This is a genomic window from Aliidiomarina quisquiliarum (genome assembly GCF_023922585.1).
GTDB lineage: Bacteria > Pseudomonadota > Gammaproteobacteria > Enterobacterales > Alteromonadaceae > Aliidiomarina > Aliidiomarina quisquiliarum.
Map to the genome: position 1 here is coordinate 126,528 of NZ_JAMFTN010000053.1, position 18,318 is coordinate 144,845.

At 48.8% G+C, this 18,318-nt stretch carries 19 protein-coding genes and 1 other RNA gene; 10 read left to right on the forward strand and 10 right to left on the reverse strand.

Annotated features, from left to right (window positions below):
- Positions 1-20: 20 nt before the first annotated feature.
- Complete coding sequence (gene phoU / locus M1L23_RS14725; protein ID WP_252628220.1) at positions 21-734, forward strand: phosphate signaling complex protein PhoU; 714 nt, start codon at positions 21-23, stop codon at positions 732-734.
- Positions 735-781: 47 nt separating this feature from the next.
- Here phoU and serA read toward each other — a convergent pair whose 3' ends face one another.
- From serA to M1L23_RS14740, 3 genes are read right to left on the reverse strand one after another with little or no spacing between them, the layout of a single operon-like run.
- Positions 782-2,014, reverse strand: a complete 1,233-nt coding sequence (gene serA / locus M1L23_RS14730; RefSeq protein ID WP_252628222.1) for a phosphoglycerate dehydrogenase — start codon at positions 2,012-2,014, stop codon at positions 782-784.
- An 11-nt stretch (positions 2,015-2,025) separates the two neighbouring features.
- Positions 2,026-2,703 carry a ribose-5-phosphate isomerase RpiA gene (gene rpiA / locus M1L23_RS14735; RefSeq protein ID WP_252628224.1) on the reverse strand — a complete coding sequence of 226 codons (678 nt, stop codon included), beginning with the start codon at positions 2,701-2,703 and terminating at the stop codon, positions 2,026-2,028.
- 53 nt (positions 2,704-2,756) lie between these two features.
- Positions 2,757-3,374, reverse strand: coding sequence for a 5-formyltetrahydrofolate cyclo-ligase (locus M1L23_RS14740; RefSeq protein WP_252628226.1), 618 nt, complete (start codon positions 3,372-3,374; stop codon positions 2,757-2,759).
- A 93-nt stretch (positions 3,375-3,467) separates the two neighbouring features.
- Here M1L23_RS14740 and M1L23_RS14745 point away from each other — a divergent pair, with 93 nt between their 5' ends.
- Together M1L23_RS14745 and M1L23_RS14750 are read left to right on the forward strand one after the other, a co-directional pair.
- Positions 3,468-5,030 (forward strand): amidohydrolase family protein, encoded by a 1,563-nt coding sequence (locus M1L23_RS14745; protein ID WP_252628227.1) that lies wholly within the window; start codon positions 3,468-3,470, stop codon positions 5,028-5,030.
- A complete protein-coding gene (locus tag M1L23_RS14750; protein WP_252628229.1) occupies positions 5,031-5,483 on the forward strand; it encodes a PH domain-containing protein in 453 nt (150 codons plus the stop codon).
- A 19-nt stretch (positions 5,484-5,502) separates the two neighbouring features.
- Here the strand turns inward: M1L23_RS14750 and M1L23_RS14920 are convergent, their stop codons facing one another.
- The 3 genes from M1L23_RS14920 to M1L23_RS14760 all read right to left on the reverse strand — a co-directional run bounded on the left by M1L23_RS14920 (position 5,503) and on the right by M1L23_RS14760 (position 6,196).
- Positions 5,503-5,634: a hypothetical protein gene (locus tag M1L23_RS14920; RefSeq protein ID WP_256473859.1), complete on the reverse strand. Its 132-nt coding sequence runs from the start codon at positions 5,632-5,634 to the stop codon at positions 5,503-5,505.
- 42 nt (positions 5,635-5,676) lie between these two features.
- Positions 5,677-5,857, reverse strand: a non-coding RNA gene (gene ssrS / locus M1L23_RS14755) — 6S RNA.
- 21 nt (positions 5,858-5,878) lie between these two features.
- Complete coding sequence (locus M1L23_RS14760) at positions 5,879-6,196, reverse strand: cell division protein ZapA (protein WP_252628231.1); 318 nt, start codon at positions 6,194-6,196, stop codon at positions 5,879-5,881.
- Positions 6,197-6,398: 202 nt separating this feature from the next.
- Between M1L23_RS14760 and M1L23_RS14765 the strand changes: the two genes are divergently transcribed.
- From M1L23_RS14765 to M1L23_RS14780, 4 genes are read left to right on the forward strand one after another with little or no spacing between them, the layout of a single operon-like run.
- Complete coding sequence (locus M1L23_RS14765) at positions 6,399-6,971, forward strand: UPF0149 family protein (RefSeq protein ID WP_252628233.1); 573 nt, start codon at positions 6,399-6,401, stop codon at positions 6,969-6,971.
- Between the two features lie 14 nt (positions 6,972-6,985).
- Positions 6,986-8,305, forward strand: a complete 1,320-nt coding sequence (gene pepP, locus M1L23_RS14770; protein WP_252628234.1) for a Xaa-Pro aminopeptidase — start codon at positions 6,986-6,988, stop codon at positions 8,303-8,305.
- Positions 8,302-9,522, forward strand: coding sequence for an FAD-dependent monooxygenase (locus M1L23_RS14775; RefSeq protein WP_252628236.1), 1,221 nt, complete (start codon positions 8,302-8,304; stop codon positions 9,520-9,522). The genes pepP and M1L23_RS14775 overlap by 4 nt, the downstream gene beginning before the upstream one ends.
- Entirely contained in the window at positions 9,513-10,697 is a 1,185-nt protein-coding gene (locus M1L23_RS14780; protein WP_252628238.1) for an FAD-dependent oxidoreductase, read from the forward strand. The genes M1L23_RS14775 and M1L23_RS14780 overlap by 10 nt, the downstream gene beginning before the upstream one ends.
- 15 nt (positions 10,698-10,712) lie before the next feature.
- On the opposite strand, the gene M1L23_RS14785 is transcribed toward M1L23_RS14780, so the two are convergent.
- On the reverse strand, positions 10,713-11,585 hold the full coding sequence (locus tag M1L23_RS14785; protein WP_252628240.1) for a LysR family transcriptional regulator: 873 nt from the start codon (positions 11,583-11,585) through the stop codon (positions 10,713-10,715).
- A gap of 135 nt (positions 11,586-11,720) precedes the next feature.
- Between M1L23_RS14785 and gcvT the strand changes: the two genes are divergently transcribed.
- From gcvT to gcvP, 3 genes are all read left to right on the forward strand, one after another.
- Positions 11,721-12,806, forward strand: a complete 1,086-nt coding sequence (gcvT, locus tag M1L23_RS14790) for a glycine cleavage system aminomethyltransferase GcvT (RefSeq protein WP_252628242.1) — start codon at positions 11,721-11,723, stop codon at positions 12,804-12,806.
- Between the two features lie 25 nt (positions 12,807-12,831).
- Complete coding sequence (gene gcvH, locus M1L23_RS14795; protein ID WP_252628244.1) at positions 12,832-13,221, forward strand: glycine cleavage system protein GcvH; 390 nt, start codon at positions 12,832-12,834, stop codon at positions 13,219-13,221.
- Positions 13,222-13,306: 85 nt separating this feature from the next.
- On the forward strand, positions 13,307-16,189 hold the full coding sequence (gene gcvP / locus M1L23_RS14800) for an aminomethyl-transferring glycine dehydrogenase (RefSeq protein WP_252628245.1): 2,883 nt from the start codon (positions 13,307-13,309) through the stop codon (positions 16,187-16,189).
- 170 nt (positions 16,190-16,359) lie between these two features.
- Here the strand turns inward: gcvP and M1L23_RS14805 are convergent, their stop codons facing one another.
- From M1L23_RS14805 to M1L23_RS14815, 3 genes are all read right to left on the reverse strand, one after another.
- Positions 16,360-16,590 (reverse strand): hypothetical protein, encoded by a 231-nt coding sequence (locus M1L23_RS14805; RefSeq protein WP_252628248.1) that lies wholly within the window; start codon positions 16,588-16,590, stop codon positions 16,360-16,362.
- Between the two features lie 240 nt (positions 16,591-16,830).
- Positions 16,831-17,394: a hypothetical protein gene (locus tag M1L23_RS14810; RefSeq protein ID WP_252628250.1), complete on the reverse strand. Its 564-nt coding sequence runs from the start codon at positions 17,392-17,394 to the stop codon at positions 16,831-16,833.
- Positions 17,395-17,473: 79 nt separating this feature from the next.
- On the reverse strand, positions 17,474-18,127 hold the full coding sequence (locus M1L23_RS14815) for a hypothetical protein (protein ID WP_252628252.1): 654 nt from the start codon (positions 18,125-18,127) through the stop codon (positions 17,474-17,476).
- Positions 18,128-18,318: the final 191 nt, after the last annotated feature.

Here is an 18,318-nt window from a genome sequence, read left to right on the forward strand (position 1 = left end):
TTATTGGTAGCGAGGAAGCTATGGACAAATTAAATTTAGGCAAGCATATTTCTGGCAAGTTTAGCGCCGAGCTAAGTTCGGTTATGAGCAAAGTGCTGGCTATGGGTGGCTTGGTAGAAAAACAATTAACCGATGCGCTTATGGCCATTCAGTTAGATGACAAAGAATTAGCCAACCGCGTGCTTAGTAACGACGTGAACATTAACGAGCTAGAGCTAGACATTGACAGTGCTTGCACGCGTATTATTGCCAAGCGCCAACCCACGGCAAGCGACTTAAGGTTGGTTTTAGCTATTTTAAAAGCCATTAGTGATCTTGAGCGTATTGGCGACGAAAGTGAGCGCATTGCCCGGGTGGCGTTAAAAAGCTTCAATAAAGAGCAAGAGCATTTATTAGTCAGCTTAGAAAACTTGGGCCAGCATGTACTAACTATGTTGCGCCAAGTGCTCGACGCTTTTGCCCGTATGGATGAAGACGCGGCATTTGAAGTGCACCAACAAGACGCGACGGCTGATCGTCAATACGAAGCACTAACGCGGTTGTTAATGACCTACATGATGGAAGACTCGCGCAGCATCCCGAAAATAATGGACGTGATGTGGTCGGCACGATCACTCGAACGCATTGGCGATCGCTGCCAGAATATAGCCGAATATATAATTTATTTTGTGCGCGGAAAAGACGTTCGTCACGCCTCTCCCGAATTAATGAAAAGTACCGTGCAAGGTCGCTGAAACTAGCCTTGCACGGTGTTAATGAAAGTACGGTAAACGCAATACGGTTAATGCAATACGCGGCAGCGAATGGTGCCGGGTACAGCTTTTAGTTCATCGAGTACGGCTTTGGCTTGGCCGTGCTCTACGTCCATAACCACATAACCAAGCTCGTTGTCGGTTTGTAAGTACTGACTGGCAATATTCACATTTAAGTTGGCAAATACTTGGTTAATTTGATTGAGCACCCCGGGCTTATTTTGGTGAATATGTAGTAATCGGCTAAAACCATGCTGCGTGGGCAATGCTACCTCAGGAAAGTTAACAGCCGACAAAGTTGAGCCATTGTCAGAGTACTTAATCATTTTCAGTGCTACTTCAATACCAATATTTTCTTGCGCTTCTTGAGTCGACCCGCCCACATGAGGGGTTAAAATAACTTGGTCGATACCCCGTAGTGGCGAAAGAAACTCTTCAGTATTGCTTTTGGGTTCAACTGGGAATACATCAATAGCGGCGCCATTCAGTAAGCCGGCTTTTAAAGCCGTAGCAAGGGCTTCTAAATCAACCACAGTTCCGCGCGAGGCATTAATTAACGACGCCCCCGGTTTCATTAATGCAATTTCAGTGGCGCCAATCATTAGTTGGGTTTGCGGTGTTTCTGGCACGTGCAAGGTTACAATGTCGCTGGCTTCCAATAAGCTGTTTAACGACTTCATTGGCGTGGCATTACCTAAACTAAGCTTGGTTTCAATGTCGTAAAACAATACCCGCATACCCAGTAGCTCGGCCAAAATACCAAGCTGAGTACCAATATGACCGTAACCTACAATACCTAAGGTTTTGCCGCGCGCTTCATGGGCACCGCTGGCCGACTTTAGCCATTCGCCGCGGTGACAGGCCATGTTTTTCTCAGGAACTTTACGCAGCAGCATAATAATTTCAGCTAAAACCAATTCAGCCACGCTGCGGGTATTTGAAAACGGCGCGTTAAATACCGGAATGCCAAATTCGCGAGCAGCGCTGGTGTCGACTTGGTTGGTGCCAATACAAAAACAGCCCACCGCGGTTAAACGGCTAGCGTTGGCAAATACTTTGCGGGTTAATTGCGTACGCGACCGAATACCAACAAAGTGAAATTCACTAATACAGTCGGCCAGCTCGTCTTCATTCATAGCGCCAGCATGCTGTACTATTTCCGTGTAACCCTGTTGTTCAAAACACTCAACGGCGCTTGGGTGAACACCTTCAAGTAATAAAATTTTAATTTTTTCTTTAGCAAGAGAATAAGCCGGGGCCATTACTACATTCCTTAACGCGTGAGGGTTTCGATGGTGTGGCCATCACTTAATAGGGCAATATCAGCCGAACGAGCAGCAAATAAACCGTTAGTAACCACGCCGGTAATATTATTAATAGCCTCTTCTAACTTAATGGGCTCTAAAATATCAAGGTGGTGAATGTCTAAAATTATATTGCCATTGTCGGTGATGAAGTCTTCGCGATATACAGGATCACCGCCTAACCGCACCAGTTCCCGGGCCACATACGAACGAGCCATAGGAATTACCTCAATGGGTAAAGGGAAGTCGCCGAGTTTTAAGGTGTACTTACTTTTGTCGGCAATGCATATAAAGGTTTTCGCCACGGCGGCCACAATTTTTTCTCGGGTAAGAGCCCCACCACCGCCTTTGATCATTTGTAAGTGGCGGTTAATTTCGTCGGCGCCGTCTACATAAACAGTTACTTCGGGAACACCATTTAAGTCGTATACGGGAATGCCCAAGGCTTTTAAGCGTTTGGTCGACTCTTCCGAACTCGAAACAGCGCCTTCTAGGTCAAATTTTACCTTGGCTAAGGCATCAATAAAAAAATTTACCGTAGAGCCGGTGCCGACCCCAACAATGCTTCCTTCTTCAATATAAGGAATGGCGGCTTCGGCGGCGTGTTTTTTTGCCGCGTCTTGTGGGCTTAAAGGCTGACTGCTCATGTGGCTCCCAATAGTTTTGTGGTTAAATAAAGTGATTCGGTAATGGTTAAGTATTATACGGTAGGTGTCGAGAACTGCCATAGCTTTGACGGTGTAATAACCACTGGCAGCGGTATGTCCCATGTGGCGGCAGGTAAATTGGCTTGGTACTGGCAGTCGTGAGCTACGCCAACCGGTTGTAAATGGGGTAATTGGCCTTCAAACCAAGGTGCCAGTATGCGGTCGTAAAAGCCTCCCCCCATGCCAATACGTTGGCCGTTACTGTCGAAACCAACCAGTGGCACACAGATAACGTCTATGTCGGCTAGGGTTATTTTGTTTTCGGGGCTATAGGCTGGCTCGGCAATGCCATATTTGTTATTCACCAATATCGACTCTGCTTGATACGGCACAAAGCACATTTTACCTTGCTGCTGGCTAGATATAACGGGTACTACCACCAGCTTTGACTGTAGCCAAAGCTGCTCAATAAAGGGCGTTAAGTCAATTTCACCATCACTGGCTAAATACACGGCAACGGTGCTGGCGCTTTGTACATAGTCTTGTTGCAGTAAGTGGGTGCTTACCTTCATGGCGGCCTGCTGTTGCTGGTCAGGCGTTAACTGACGGCGTGCAGCTCTTAATTTCGTGCGTAGCTGTGCGCGTAAGTCGCCTTGTGGTTTGTTTGTCATTAAAGCCTTTCCTTCCTATGCAGTTGCAGTATGTTAACCAGACTGCGACACTTTAACCATTGTGCTTCAACAGAATACCAACAGGATATCAGTATGCGTTATGTCAGTCTGCTGCTTGCTTTTAGCTTTTTACTAATTACTACTGCCTGTGGCGCCGAACAAAAAGCACCGCCTCGCGATCGGGGCGAAGGCCCTTACGAACGCCTTATTCTGCGTGGCGGCATACTTATTAACGGCGAAGGGGCGCCACCTATTGGCCCGGTCGACATTGTGATTGAAAACGATCGCATTAAAGCAGTAAAAGTGGTGGGCTATCCTGGGGTGCCAATTATGGAAGGGCGGCGGCCAATAGCAAGTCCAGGCGATCAAGAACTCGATATTACTGGTCACTATATTTTACCTGGCTTTATCGACGTACATGCGCATTTAGGTGGTTCTGCAAAAGACATTCCGCCAGAGTATGTGCTGAAATTATGGCTAGCCCATGGCGTTACCACCGTACGCGAACCTGGTAGTTTTCGTGGCCTAGAGTGGACTTTGGACCATGCGGCACGGGCAGAGCGCAATGAAATTGTCGCACCACGCATAATTCCCTACGCCACTTTTGGTATGGGCAGTAACGACCCCATTACTACTGCCGAACAAGCACGCAGTTGGGTGCGTGGTATCCACCAACGGGGCGCCCATGGCATTAAGTTTTTTGGCGCGACACCACAAGTTATTGCCGCCGCATTAAGCGAGGCCAAGCAGTTAGGCCTAGGTACCATGATGCACCATGCGCAACTAAACGTGGTTCGCACTAACGCACTCGACTCAGCTCGTATGGGGTTAGGTTCATTAGAACACTGGTACGGCTTACCTGAGGCGCTATTTACCAACCAAGTTATTCAAGACTATTCACCCGACTATAATTACCAAAACGAACAAGACCGTTTTGGCGAAGCGGGGCAGCTGTGGAAACAGGCCGCAGCACCAGGTAGTGAGCGTTGGAATGCAGTGCGCGACGAACTGATTGCCCTCGACTTCACCCTAAACCCCACTTTTACCATTTATGAAGCTAGTCGCGACCTTGCCGCCCAACGTAACGCGGTTTGGCACCAAAACTATACCTTGCCGGTATTGTGGCAGTTTTTTACCCCAAGCCGTTATGCTCATGGCTCGTATTGGTTTGACTGGACTACCGACCATGAAGTGGCATGGCGCGAAAACTACCGCTTGTGGATGCAGTTTGTGAACGACTACAAAAACCATGGCGGGCGAGTAACTACAGGCTCAGACTCAGGCTATATTTATAAAACCTACGGCTTTGGCTACATTCAAGAATTAGAGCTACTACGTGAAGCAGGCTTTAATGCGCTGGAAGTTATTCGTTCGGCCACCTTGTCTGGGGCTGAGTTGCTTGGGTTAGATAATGAGATTGGTAGTGTTATGCCGGGTAAAAAAGCAGACTTAGTCATTGTGAAAGAAAACCCACTACGTAACTTTAAAGTATTGTATGGCACTGGGCATTATCAATTAAATGAACAAAATCAGCCTGAGCGCACCGAGGGTATTCGTTATACGGTACGTAATGGAGTGGTTTATAAAGTAGCAGACTTGCTGGCCGATGTACGTGCGATAGTGGCCGAAGCAAAAACCGCAGCAGAGGAAAATTAAGTGGACAAACATCACTCGAGCAAAGCAGACCCCTTCTTCATGTTAATACTAATGAGCATTCCAGTGTTTGGCTTTGCCGCTTCGGCCATGTTTTTACTTGTGGGGCAGGGTTTGCTGGCGTTTTTGATTTTTTTAATAATGGTGGTTTGGCCCGCTTGGGTTACGCTATCAACCAATTACAGTATTACCGGTGAATATTTAGTGGCCCGCTGTGGGCCATTGCGTTACCGCATTGCCATTGAAGACATTAAAAACATTGAAGCAATGCGAACCTTGCGGCCAGGGCCAGCCTTATCATGGGACAAATTGAAAATTACTTATGGCGAAAGCAATAAAATGTTATTTATTTCACCTGCCGACAAATATACGTTTATTTACGACTTAGGCATTGGTGGAGAAGAAAATTATACCAAAATAGCACCAGACGATGACTACCAAGGGCCTATTTATTAACAAGCCGAAAGCAAGTTTGTTATTGCAGAGTGTTTTCGGTGCCTACTTCTTCGTCAAGCGGGGGGGCTTGGAAATTGCCACTGCAGGTGTTCAAAATAATAATCGTCGCTATGGTAATAATAATTGCGGCAACAACTTCTAGTTTACGCATACCAACTTCCACATACGTTTTAATTGACAAGCCTTAAAAGAAAGACTCCCCAAGATGCCGCTGCCGTGTGTTAGTCCTTGAACCCTAAGGCTCAAGGCGGTTTCTAAGTTACCCTTCTAAGGCTTCCCAGTAAACTGGGCATGCACACTGAAGAACAAATAGAATCCAATTCTAAAAACATAGGCTCAGGGACATCACATGCTGGCTAACATCTCAGGGAGCAGTTTTATTATAGCGCATTTAATTAAGAATTTGGTAGAGAATCGTGTTTTGGGCCACCGATTGCTTTTTTTATAGTCGCTTGAAGTAAATTTACCTTGTCTTCAAGAGCGGTTATTTTCTCGTTTTGCGCAGCTTTCTCAGCCATCCATTCGTGGCACAAGTTCAGTGCAGTCATAACTGCAATTTGTTCAATATTAGTAAGCTTAGTGGCAGCACGAGTTTCAAGCAGGCGTTCGTCTAACTGGCGCGCAGCGTCGCGTAGGGCGCCTTCTTGTCCTTCAGGGCACATTATGCGGTAATTACGTTCGAGCAAACTTATGTCGACAACTTGTCCACTCATTAAAAATCTCCTCGATCTTTAGTCATGTCATCGTGCGGGGCGAAAGCATAGCGAGCAAGGCGTATTTATGCAACAAGCTTAGTTTGGCTTTACAGCTGCTAACAAGCTCAGCATAAAGTAGCTGCATTGCTATTCAGGTGTTAGGATATGGGCTAATAGAATTCGGCATAAATACTCGCTACAACATAGATAAGGTGGCCTTATGGCAGACTCAGCAACAAGCTTATTTGATCAATGGGAACGATGGTTAGCGCAAGAGCAAATGATCATTTCGGCAGCAGAGTTGCATGGCATGTTAACCGGTTTGCTCGCTAGTGGGCAGCGCGCTTCGGGCAACGAATGGTTACCGATATTGGCCGACTTAGCCAATGACGGGGAAGAGTTTAGCCCAGCCATGAAAGGCAGGCTAGAACAGTTAGGCAAATCCATTAGAACCGACCTTGGCTGCCCAGAAATAAGTTTCCAAACGCTGTTACCTTCCGACGACGAACTGTTGGCCGACCGCTTGGTGGCGCTTACCGAATGGGCTCAATGTTTTTTAGTAGGCTTTGCAGTGAACCAGCAAAACTTACAAAAAGCTTCAGCAGAATTACGCGAAGGTATACAAGACTTAGCAGAAATTGCCCGCCTAGACCCCGACGCCGTTACCGACGAAGAAAGCGAGCGTTCATTTTATGAAATAGCAGAGTACGTGCGTATTACCGCAATTATGTGCTTTGGTGAATTAGGTCAAATGCCACCACCAAAGCCAGCCAGTAATTCGACCATTCATTAATTGGAGTAGTAGGAATGATCCCCGTCGCCGAACTGCATGCGCGCCGTACTAAATTGGTCCAGCACATGGTACCCAATAGTGTGGCTATTATTCCTGCCGGCCGTGAAGTGGTACGCTCGAATGACACCCACTATAGCTTTCGCCAAAATAGCGATTACTGGTATTGCTCAGGCATTAATGAACCTGATGGCGTACTAGTAGTGCTGCCCAAGCAAGGTGAATTACCAGAGCAAAGTGTGCTGTTTGTGTTGCCGCGTGATCAACAAGCTGAAATTTGGCACGGCCGCCGCTTAGGTTGCGACATGGCCAAAGAAATAGCTGGGGTTGATCGTTGTGAAAGTACCGATGACCTAGAGTACCTGCTTGTTGAGTTGCTCGATGGGCGTTCCGACCTATACATTGCGCAAGGCGACGACACTTGGTTTAGTCCTTATTTAGCCGAGGCATTAAGCGAGCTGCGAGCAGGCAAACGCCAAGGCATGCAAGCGCCGGAACGTATTCATGACTTGAATACACTGTTGCATAATCAACGTTTAATTAAGTCGCCCTATGAACAAGAAGTAATGCGCCAAGCCTGTAAAATAAGTGCTGATGCCCATCGTCGAGCGATGAAATTTACTCAAGCGGGGCTTTATGAATACCAAGTGGCAGCAGAAATTCATCATGAGTTTGCTATGCGCGGGGCCAGTGGTCCAGCCTATGGCACGATTTGCGGTAGTGGTGAAAATGCCTGTATTTTACATTACACCAGCAATAGCGACCAATTAAAGCAAGGCGACTTACTACTGATAGACGCTGGCGCAGAATACTTAGGTTACGCCGGTGACATTACCCGCACCTTTCCTGTTAGCGGCACGTTTACCGAGCCACAACGCAAGCTTTATAAAGTAGTATTACAAGCTCAAGAAGCAGCCCTAGCGGTGCTAAAGCCTGGGGTAACCTTGCCCGATGCGTACCGTGCCTGTACGCAGGTGTTGGTGGCTGGTTTAGTTGAGTTAGGTATTTTAGTTGGCGACACCGACACCCTAATTAAAAACCTCGCCTTTCGGCCTTATTTTATGCATGGGCTCGGCCATTGGTTAGGGCTCGACGTACACGACATGGGTAACTACCAAGTTAACGGCAAACCACGCCCTTTAGAGCCAGGCATGGTGCTAACGGTAGAGCCGGGCATTTATATTCCGATCAACGCCGACTGCCCAGTGGCTTATCGCGGTATAGGTATTCGTATTGAAGACGACATTCTGATTACCGAGCATGGCTACGAAAACTTAACTGCGACAGTGCCCAAGTCGATTGAAGGTATTGAAGCACTGATGAGAGCAGGCCGATGACAGCGCAACAGGCAAAGGCTTCTAAAACTCAAATCACTAAGGCAGACATTGTCATTGCTGGCGCCGGCTTGGTAGGTGCACTTGCCGCACTGGTATTAAGCCGCCACTTTCCCCAGTGGACAGTTGTACTGATTGATCCTGAAACCGGTACGCCCCACCAAGACCCCCGCACCATTGCCTTAGCCTTACGTAGCCAACAAGTGTTAGAAGAACTTGGTGTGTGGGCAGACATTGCAGGGGCTACGTCGATAGAGCACATTCATATTAGCGACAGTACTGGGTCAGGTAGTAGCACCTTGCATGCAGACAAAGAGCAAGTGGCTAGCCTTGGCTATGTGGCGCAAGCCTCGGCTATTCAAGGGGCCTTAGCCAGCGCATGTAATAAACAAACAGGCGTGCAATGGTTAAAAGGCAGCTTTATCGAGCACCTTGTAGCTACCGACAGTTGCCAACAGCTGCACTTAAATAGCGGCGCCATCATTGAAGCCAAATTACTTATAGTGACCGATGGTAGCCAGTCGCCCACCCGGGCCAAGTTAGGCATTAATATGAACACCACGGTGTATGGTCAAACGGCTATTGCTGGCTTTATCGATACGGACAAGTTTCATAACCAAACTGCTTATGAACGTTTTACCCCTGAAGGCCCGTTGGCATTGTTACCTTGTGGCCCAAAACGTTTTGCGCTTATTTGGTGCGCAGAAGCGGCAACAGTGAAACATTTGTTGGCGCTGCCGGAAGACGAATTTAGACACCGCGCGCAAAAGCTATTCGGTTCACGCGCTGGGTATTTTGTGAAGTCGGAGCGGGCAGGTGCTTTTCCGTTGAGCCTTATGGTAGCCCAGCGCTTTGTTGGCCACCGTTTTGCGGTTATTGGCAATGCCGCGCACACATTACACCCAGTGGCGGGGCAGGGCTATAACCTTGGCGTACGCGACGTGTTAGTGCTGAAGCAAGTGTTATCTCAACTGCCCAGTGCAGCGCAAGATCCAGGCGACTTAACCGTGCTTAGCCAATATGAAGCGCTGCGCAAACCCGACTATCAACAGGTACAAACCTTTACTGACAGCTTAGTGCGACTCTTTTCTAGCGACCAAAGCTGCCTTAGTTTTAGCCGCCGTTGCGGCCTAAAAGTTTTGCGCATGGTACCGGTTCTGGCGAAACCTATCGCACAAAAGGCCATGGGCTTTGGCGCACAGGAGACCTTATGGCGTTAATTCGAACCCAAGTGGCTATTATTGGCGGCGGCATGATAGGCCTAGCGTTAGCAAATGCATTGGCATTACGTGGCCGTGACGTGTGTGTGCTTGAGCGCGGCGAAGCCAAACAAATTACTACTAAGCCAACTTTACGGGTAAGTGCCTTAAATAGAGCCGCGCAAAACTGGTTAACCGAGCTTGGTGCTTGGCAGCTTATTCCAGCAGGCCGCCAAGGTACCTACACCGGTATGCAAGTGTGGGACGAAAACCAAGGCGCGCGCATTGGCTTTTCTGCCGAAGAAAGCGACCTTAGCCATATTGGCACCATTATCGAAAACGCTGTGGTGGAAGGGGCGCTATGGCAACGCGCAGAGCAGCTTAACGTACAGTTAGTTACCCAAGCGGTAGTGAAAAGCTTTAGTGAACACGAGCACGACGTAACCTTAGAGCTTGAAAATGGCGACACGGTGCTGGCGCAATTGGTCGTAGCAGCCGACGGTGGCCGTTCACAAATGCGCCAAGAACTAGGCTTGCCCACCAGCTTTAAAGACTATGGCCAACATGGTTTAGTGGCCACTATCAAAACGACCGAAGCCCATAACTATATTGCTCGCCAAGCGTTTTTATCCACCGGGCCGCTCGCTTTATTACCTTTAGCGCACCCACATGAAATATCTATTGTGTGGAGCGCACCGCCGAACAAAGTGGCTGAATTGTTAGCGCTTTCGGCGACCGACTTTGAACAGCAGCTTACCGTGGCCAGCGACGTATGCTTAGGGCCCTTAACCCTGGCCAGTGAACGCCAAGCATTTCCACTACGCATGCAATACGCCGAGCAGTGGTTACAAGGCCGCTTTGTGTTAGCTGGCGACGCCGCACACACCATTCACCCGCTAGCAGGGCAGGGAGCCAACTTGGGTTTGGGCGACGCTTGGTACTTGGCCGAACAGTTAAATGGCTTAGGTACGTTGCAAGGGCAATGGAACAACGACCAGTTACAGCGGGCTTTGCGCCACTATGAGCGAGCGCGTAAAACTGCAGCGGTGCGACACATTGCGGCTATGGAAGGGTTTCATCAGTTATTTTTAATCCAAAACCCCATTATTAAAGCCGTGCGGGCTCTAGGCTTAAACACCACTAACCGCGCTCGGGCAGTGAAAAGGTTTTTTATTAACCAAGCCAATCAGTTTTAGCTAGCTTAAAAAAGGCTAATTAGTGGCACTCAAAAAGTCATGTAAATAGCTTTGTAAATGGTCGGCCGCAGAATTGTTCGACTGGCCATGGCGCTCTAAAAATATATTAATCGAGCCTAAGGGCGGTAACAGTTCGCTTTGTTTAAACTCATTAGGCTTAAGCTCGTGCAGTTCGGGCGGTACCGAGCTACGGGCAAGCACCGTTACCCCTAAACCACTGTTTAAGGCGCTGCTAATACCAGTTAAGTCGTTATTGGTATAGGTAATACGCGAGCTAATTTGAGCTTCTTTTAACGCCGCTAAGGTACGCCGGCGGTACATACAGCCTTCGGAAGCTAACACTAACGGCAAGGGCTGTAAGTCCATTAGCTCTACTCGGCCACCTACCCACACTAAGGCGTCTTCTTTCACCAAAATAGCCCCTTCAGGAGCCTGTTCCGCCACCGTAAGAATAACGTCGAAGCTGCCACGGCTGGCGGCCAAGCGTAAGTCTCGACTCAACGCCGAGGTTACTTCCAAGGTAATTTGCGGGTAGCTGCTGGCAAATTGGCCCAGAATGCGCGGCAATAAAGCGGTGGCAAATTCACTGGGAATACCTAAGCGTACCTGCCCGGTAATTGGCTTGGCCCGAAAACGTGCCATCAGTTGATCATGGTGGGCCAGCAGCTGCACCGCCCCCCGATAAAGCTCTTGCCCCGCTGGGGTAAGCTTTAAGCCAGTGCCTTGACGGTGAATAAGCGGGCTGCCAACCAATTCTTCGAGGCGTTTTAATTGCAAACTAATGGCCGGTTGCGAACGGCTTAAACGCTCGGCCGCTAAGGTGTAGCTTTGTAAGTCGACCACCGTGGTAAAAGAACGCAAGGTGTCGAGGGAAAAGTGTTTCATCATGGCTAGGTATTTACTTTTTCAATTTTAATCGCAGTAGTATAACAAATACTTATACACTGATTTGCCTTTTTAATTTGTTGTTAGGGCGGCGCCCTCATATAATGAAGCCCATTATTTCATCAATAGGTATTTAATATGGCACAGCGGACTGCATTGTACGACGCGCACTTAGCAGCTGGCGCGAAAATGGTCGACTTTTTCGGTTGGGACATGCCAATAAATTATGGCTCGCAAATTGAGGAACACCACACGGTTCGTCAAAGCGCAGGTATTTTCGATGTGTCGCACATGACCATTGTTGACGTAACCGGCCCAGAAGCTAAGCCTTATTTGCGTCGCCTGTTAGCCAACGATGTAGACAAGCTAAAAGAGCCAGGCAAAGCAATTTATAGTGCCATGTTGAACGAAGATGGCGGCATTATTGACGACTTGATCGTGTATTACTTTAACGACGAATCGTACCGCGCCATTGTTAACTCGGCCACCCGCGACAAAGACCTAGAATGGTTGGCTAAACAAACTGCCGAGTACGACGTGCAAGTAACCGAGCGTACTGAGTTTGGTATTATCGCTTTACAAGGCCCGAATTCAGCAGAAATTTTGAAAAGCGTACTGTCTGCCGAACAACACGCAGCGGTGTTAACCATGAAGCCTTTCTTTGGTGTGCAGCACGACGAGCTTTTCGTTGCCACCACGGGCTACACCGGTGAAGCAGGTTACGAGTTAATCGTACCGGTAGAAGGCGTGGTTAAAGTTTGGGATACCCTACTAGCTGCTGGCGCTAAACCTTGTGGTTTGGGTTCGCGCGACACCTTACGCTTAGAAGCAGGCTTAAACCTTTACGGCCAAGACATGAGCGAAGAAGTGTCGCCACTGGCGTCGAACATGGCGTGGAGTGTTGCCTTTGACCCAGCCGACCGTAACTTTATTGGTCGCGCTGCACTCGAAGCAGAAAAAGCCGCTGGCCCAATGAAGCTGGTTGGTTTAGTAATGACTGAAAAAGGTGTACTACGCAGCGGCTTAAAAGTTGTGGTTGAAGGTGGCGAAGGCGTGATTACTTCAGGTACCTTTTCACCTACCTTAGGCGTTAGTATTGCACTGGCTCGTGTACCTGCAACTGTAGGTGACACAGCAGAAGTGGAAATGCGTAAAAAAATGGTTACAGTTAAAGTAACCAAGCCAGGTTTTGTTCGCCACGGTAAGGCTTTGGTCGAACTTTAATTTTTTTAATACAAAGGATAATAATATGAGCCAGATACCTGCAGAATTAAAGTATGCGTCTACCCACGAGTGGGTTCGTAACGAAGGCGACGGAACCGTTACCGTTGGTATTACTGAACATGCCCAAGACCTACTAGGCGACATGGTGTTCGTTGAATTACCAGAAGTGGGCGACACAGTTGCCGCTGGTGACGACTGCACCGTAGCAGAATCAGTAAAAGCTGCGTCAGACATTTACGCGCCAGTTGCCGGTGAAATTGTTGCCGTAAACGAAGAGCTAGAAGACTCACCAGAGCTAGTAAACAGCGACCCTTATGGCGACGGTTGGATGTTCAAAATTAAAATGGAAGACGCGACTGAGCTAGACAGCCTTCTCGACGCAGAAGGTTATAACGAGTCAATCGCGGACGACTAAGCAACACCTGTTTGACAAAGACCCCGGTTCTCCGGGGTCTTCTCTTTCACCCTCTGCATTGTCAACGACATGAAGGTACATTTGAATGAGCAGTAAATCGCTATACGAACTTGAGCAACACGACGACTTTATTCAACGCCACATTGGTCCAGACGCTAATGAACAGAAAGAAATGCTGGAATTTGTTGGTGCCAGCTCATTAGCAGACATGACCGCACAAACGGTACCAAGCGCTATTTTGCGCGAACCGTTTTTAAGTGTTGGCGAACCAATGACAGAGCGTGACGCGCTCGCTAAATTAAAAGCGATAGCGAAGAAAAACCAAGTTTTCACTAGCTATATTGGTGCTGGTTATTACGACACTTTAGTGCCGAACGTGATTGTACGTAACGTATTAGAAAACCCAGGTTGGTACACGGCATACACGCCTTACCAGCCAGAAATTGCTCAAGGCCGCCTTGAAGCTATTCTAAATTTCCAGCAGTTAACCATTGATTTAACTGGTTTAGAAATGGCTAGCGCCTCGCTACTCGACGAAGCCACTGCAGCTGCAGAAGCTATGGCCGTTGCCCAGCGTGTGAGCAAATCAAAATCAAATTCATTCTTCGTTGCCGATAACGTCTTCCCTCAAACCGTAGACGTGGTGAAAGCCCGTGCCGAAATGTTCGGTTTCGACATTATTATGGGCCCATGGCAGGAAGCGGGTAACCACAACGTATTCGGCGCACTATTCCAAAGCCCGTCGAACAACGGTGAAGTGCTCGACCTAACCGACGTAATTGCCGCTGTACAAGCACAAAAAGGTTTAGTGGGTGTTGCCACCGACTTAATGAGCCTCGTGCATTGTAAAACGCCTGGCGAAATGGGTGCCGACATGGTGTTTGGCTCGGCCCAGCGCTTTGGCGTACCTATGGGTTACGGTGGTCCTCACGCAGCATTCTTTGCCACCCGTGAAAAATTCAAGCGTGCCTTACCTGGCCGTATTATTGGCGTGTCGCGCGACACCCGTGGTAAAGCCGCTATGCGCTTAGCCATGCAAACCCGCGAACAACATATTCGTCGTGAAAAAGCCACTTCGAACATTTGTACCGCCCAAGTATTATTAGCCAACATGGCGTCGTTCTATGCTGTTTACCATGGCCCAGAAGGTTTAAAAACCATTGCTGCCCGTATTCACCGCATGACCAGCATGATGGCAGCGGCATTACGTGAAAAAGGCATGGCACCAGTGAACACTACCTGGTTCGACACCCTTGCCTTCAAGGTTGAAGACAGCGCCCGTGAAGCCATCATTGCCCGTTCAAAAGCAGCGGAATTAAACCTACGCATCGACACCGCTAGCCAATTGAGCCTGAGCTTCGACGAAGCCAAAAGCCGTGCCGACTTCGAACTACTGCTGAACGTAATCTTTGGTGAAGGTCATGGTTTAACCGTTGAAGGGTTAGACACCGCCGCCCAAGCAAACACCGGTGTACCAGCTGAATTACTGCGTAACACGCCGTTCTTAACGCACGAAGTATTTAACACCTACCATTCTGAAACAGAAATGCTGCGTTATATTCGTAAGCTAGAAGGGCGTGACTTAGCATTAAACCACAGCATGATTTCGCTGGGCTCGTGCACCATGAAGCTCAACGCCACCGCTGAAATGATTCCAATTACTTGGCCTGAATTTGGTCAGCTCCACCCGTTCTGCCCATTAGACCAAGCGCAAGGTTACGCAGAAATGCTGAGCACCTTGTCGACCTGGCTGGTAGACATTACCGGTTACGACGCCATGAGCCTGCAGCCGAACTCGGGTGCGCAAGGTGAATACGCTGGCTTGTTAGCCATCGACCGTTACCACAACAGCCGTGGAGAAGGGCATCGTAAAATTTGCTTAATTCCAGAGTCAGCCCACGGTACCAACCCAGCATCGGCGCAAATGGCCGGTATGAAAGTAGTGGTGGTGGCCTGTGACGAGAAAGGCAACATCGACCTCGACGACCTACGTGAAAAAGCCGCCAGCGTGGCCGATCAGTTGTCGTGCGCCATGGTGACTTACCCGTCAACTCACGGTGTGTACGAAGAAAATATCGTAGAAGTATGTGAAATTATTCATGAATTTGGCGGCCAGGTTTACATGGACGGTGCCAACATGAACGCGCAAGTAGGGGTAACCTCGCCTGGCTTTATCGGCTCAGACGTGTCGCATTTAAACCTACACAAAACCTTCTGTATTCCACACGGTGGTGGTGGCCCAGGCATGGGCCCTATTGGTGTGAAAAGCCATTTAGAACCCTTCCTACCAGGCCACGTGTCTATCGACGCAGCAGGGTTAGTGAAAGGCAACGGCGCTGTTTCAGCTGCACCTTACGGCAGTGCCAGCATTCTACCTATTCCATGGATGTACATTGCCATGATGGGTAGCCGTGGCCTACGCGAAGCAACTGAAGTGGCCATTTTAAACGCCAACTACATTGCTAAGCGGTTAGAAGGGCACTTCCCCGTGTTGTATAGCGGTCGTAACGGCCGGGTGGCACACGAATGCATTATCGACCTGCGTCCGTTGAAAGAAACCACCGGCATTGCCGAAATCGACGTGGCCAAACGCCTACAAGATTACGGTTTCCACTCGCCCACCATGTCGTTCCCAGTAGCGGGCACGCTCATGATTGAGCCTACGGAATCAGAATCGAAAGCAGAAATGGACCGCTTCATCGACGCTATGATCAGCATCCGTAAGGAAATTGAGAAAGTAGCCAACGGCGAATGGGCCGCCGACAACAACCCGCTAGTACATGCACCGCATACCCTAGCTGACATTGTTGACGAGAACTGGAACCGCCCATACAGCCGCGAAGAAGCCGCTTACCCAGCACCATGGCTACCAGGCCATAAGTTCTGGCCAAGTGTGAACCGTATCGACGACGTATACGGCGACCGCAACTTGGTATGCGCATGCCCGCCCATGAGCGAGTATATGTAAGCTCGGTTTTTTTTAAGAAAGCATTAAAAAAGCGAACCTTCGTGTTCGCTTTTTTGTTTATGGTGTTTTTTTTGAGAGTAAACAGAATGCGCTTAGCATAACCGTGAGTGGATTCTAGGTCACAGCCAACCACCTGTAATTTGTCCGGCATAATAACCCTTGTTATATGCCTATGGCTTATCAGCTTTATTCTGTAGTACAAACAAATCACGCAAAACATTTTGAAATATATTTAAACAGCCACCAATAGAGAAAATGATAATCAGTAGTGGTGGAAACTCAGAGTCATTAAAAAAAAATATATATATGATTTGCATAAAAATTGTCATTAAAGCAATGAGTACTAGAGTTTTCACAAAGTGCTTACTAATTGATGTTTTGATATCCTTTTCAGTGATCATAATTTCTCCATAATTTGATTTAGGCATATAACGCGGAGGTAACCAGACTGCGCGACTTTCCGCGCAGGTCCAGTTGACCGAAAGGTTATGCATCTGTGGCACCATGCAACATGATTTTCACTTCCTCGATGCTGTACGGAGGCTGACGAAGATGAATGACGGCATGACAGTTCGGGCAGACAGGACGAAGGTCTTTAATTGGGTCGATGACGTACTCTTCGCCAATAGACGCCAGCGGTTTCAAGTGATCCACTGAACGTACCCATCGGCGGAACCGCCGTATGCAGCACCGAAGTTGAAACCGCAGACGGTGCAACTGCTACCGTAGTGAGCGACGCACTTTTGACGGGCAACGGGATTACGCTCGAAGGCACTGACTTTCACAGTGAAGCAGGCACCTTCGACGAGAGGCTCATCGGGAGCCATTTCTTCTTGAAAAGACCAGCTACCACCAGCGATGCCAAGCTCTTCGAGGGCGGTAACAACGGAGGGACGAAGCTGAAACTCCCATTCAACGCCGGGAGCCTTGAAAAACTCGGCAAGTACCGAAAGGTTGGTGGAAGGGGAAACGTTCAATGCATTACAGAGTTTCCCAGCAAACTTTCCATAGTGGAGATTTGCGGCGTTCCAATTGGAGTAACCGAAAGCACGCGCCATGTGGCGTGCGGTGATCGTGTGGTTTGGCGCAGCCAGGTGTACGCGCAACATCCCCCACTGGTTTTCGGTCGGCGCAACTTCACTGAAGGCGCCAACATAGTCAGCTGAAGAAAACAGCTCTATGTCTTGAAGGGCGGCATCTGCCATAAGAGTCACCAAGATACATAACGCCTAAGCTAAGCCGCCCCGATGTGGCGTCGGCTTGAGCGCATTGTTAGGCTGATACTCACAGGGAAAGATAACGCTCGGTAAAAAAGCTTTTCATAAAGCCAATGATCTGCTCTTCAGTCATCCCGTCCGCTTCCTTTCGCAGCCTGTCCAGAGACTCCTTGAACTCATCTGTTTCAGTGAACTCCTCGAACTTTTCGTCCTTGTACTGCTCGAACTCATCGCTCGAAAGCCTGAGATGCTCGGTTACCCGGCCGGCGTCCACCCGGATTACTTTATAGCTCTCGTACGATGAGTCGTAGCCCATATGCACGTAGTTCGTGATCTCGCCTTGCGGAACGATGAGGGCGCCGCTGTACCAGTTCGCAGGCACTCCGGCCGGAGACGAGGGAAATAGCTCAGCGAGAATGCTCTTCTTGACGTAGTCGCCGCGATCAGCTCCACCTAGAAGAACTGTTACTTCGATCAATAGAAGCTGTTCATCCTTTACTTCCCAGCTTGCGATATAGCCTCGCCAGTTGGCGGAAGAAATCACGATATTCTCCGGATGCTCCCATCTGACACTTTCCAAGTGGGCACTCAGAGGGTTCGTATTCAAGTAGTGCTCTTCGCCATCAATGCGGATGGTGTCAGGCACCTGAGCAGTGGCGAACGCGACTCCGGGCAGCATGAGCGAAACTGCCAGGAGGAATGCTTTAAGGGTATTTGCCATGAAGTTTCCTATCAGCCTAACGCCCCAATCACCGGGCAACGTAGCTGGCTCCGCGTGCATTGGTTTGTGTACGCCCAGCATGGGCATGAACTAATGAGGTGAAAGTCCTCTGTAGGAAAGTCACCGTTTATATAACGTATAGGTTATTAAACGTTAACTACTAGCGAATGGCAAGAGCTAAACCGTGAGGG

Excerpts from the sequence above, each read along its gene's own strand:
- phoU (WP_252628220.1), top strand. The coding sequence starts at position 21 with ATGGACAAATTAAATTTAGGCAAGCATATTTCTGGCAAGTTTAGCGCC.
- serA (WP_252628222.1), bottom strand. The coding sequence starts at position 2,014 with ATGGCCCCGGCTTATTCTCTTGCTAAAGAAAAAATTAAAATTTTATTA.
- rpiA (WP_252628224.1), bottom strand. The coding sequence starts at position 2,703 with ATGAGCAGTCAGCCTTTAAGCCCACAAGACGCGGCAAAAAAACACGCC.
- M1L23_RS14740 (WP_252628226.1), bottom strand. The coding sequence starts at position 3,374 with ATGACAAACAAACCACAAGGCGACTTACGCGCACAGCTACGCACGAAA.
- M1L23_RS14745 (WP_252628227.1), top strand. The coding sequence starts at position 3,468 with ATGCGTTATGTCAGTCTGCTGCTTGCTTTTAGCTTTTTACTAATTACT.
- M1L23_RS14920 (WP_256473859.1), bottom strand. The coding sequence starts at position 5,634 with ATGCGTAAACTAGAAGTTGTTGCCGCAATTATTATTACCATAGCGACG.
- M1L23_RS14760 (WP_252628231.1), bottom strand. The coding sequence starts at position 6,196 with ATGAGTGGACAAGTTGTCGACATAAGTTTGCTCGAACGTAATTACCGC.
- M1L23_RS14765 (WP_252628233.1), top strand. The coding sequence starts at position 6,399 with ATGGCAGACTCAGCAACAAGCTTATTTGATCAATGGGAACGATGGTTA.
- pepP (WP_252628234.1), top strand. The coding sequence starts at position 6,986 with ATGATCCCCGTCGCCGAACTGCATGCGCGCCGTACTAAATTGGTCCAG.
- M1L23_RS14775 (WP_252628236.1), top strand. The coding sequence starts at position 8,302 with ATGACAGCGCAACAGGCAAAGGCTTCTAAAACTCAAATCACTAAGGCA.
- M1L23_RS14780 (WP_252628238.1), top strand. The coding sequence starts at position 9,513 with ATGGCGTTAATTCGAACCCAAGTGGCTATTATTGGCGGCGGCATGATA.
- M1L23_RS14785 (WP_252628240.1), bottom strand. The coding sequence starts at position 11,585 with ATGATGAAACACTTTTCCCTCGACACCTTGCGTTCTTTTACCACGGTG.
- gcvT (WP_252628242.1), top strand. The coding sequence starts at position 11,721 with ATGGCACAGCGGACTGCATTGTACGACGCGCACTTAGCAGCTGGCGCG.
- gcvH (WP_252628244.1), top strand. The coding sequence starts at position 12,832 with ATGAGCCAGATACCTGCAGAATTAAAGTATGCGTCTACCCACGAGTGG.
- gcvP (WP_252628245.1), top strand. The coding sequence starts at position 13,307 with ATGAGCAGTAAATCGCTATACGAACTTGAGCAACACGACGACTTTATT.
- M1L23_RS14805 (WP_252628248.1), bottom strand. The coding sequence starts at position 16,590 with ATGATCACTGAAAAGGATATCAAAACATCAATTAGTAAGCACTTTGTG.
- M1L23_RS14810 (WP_252628250.1), bottom strand. The coding sequence starts at position 17,394 with ATGGCAGATGCCGCCCTTCAAGACATAGAGCTGTTTTCTTCAGCTGAC.
- M1L23_RS14815 (WP_252628252.1), bottom strand. The coding sequence starts at position 18,127 with ATGGCAAATACCCTTAAAGCATTCCTCCTGGCAGTTTCGCTCATGCTG.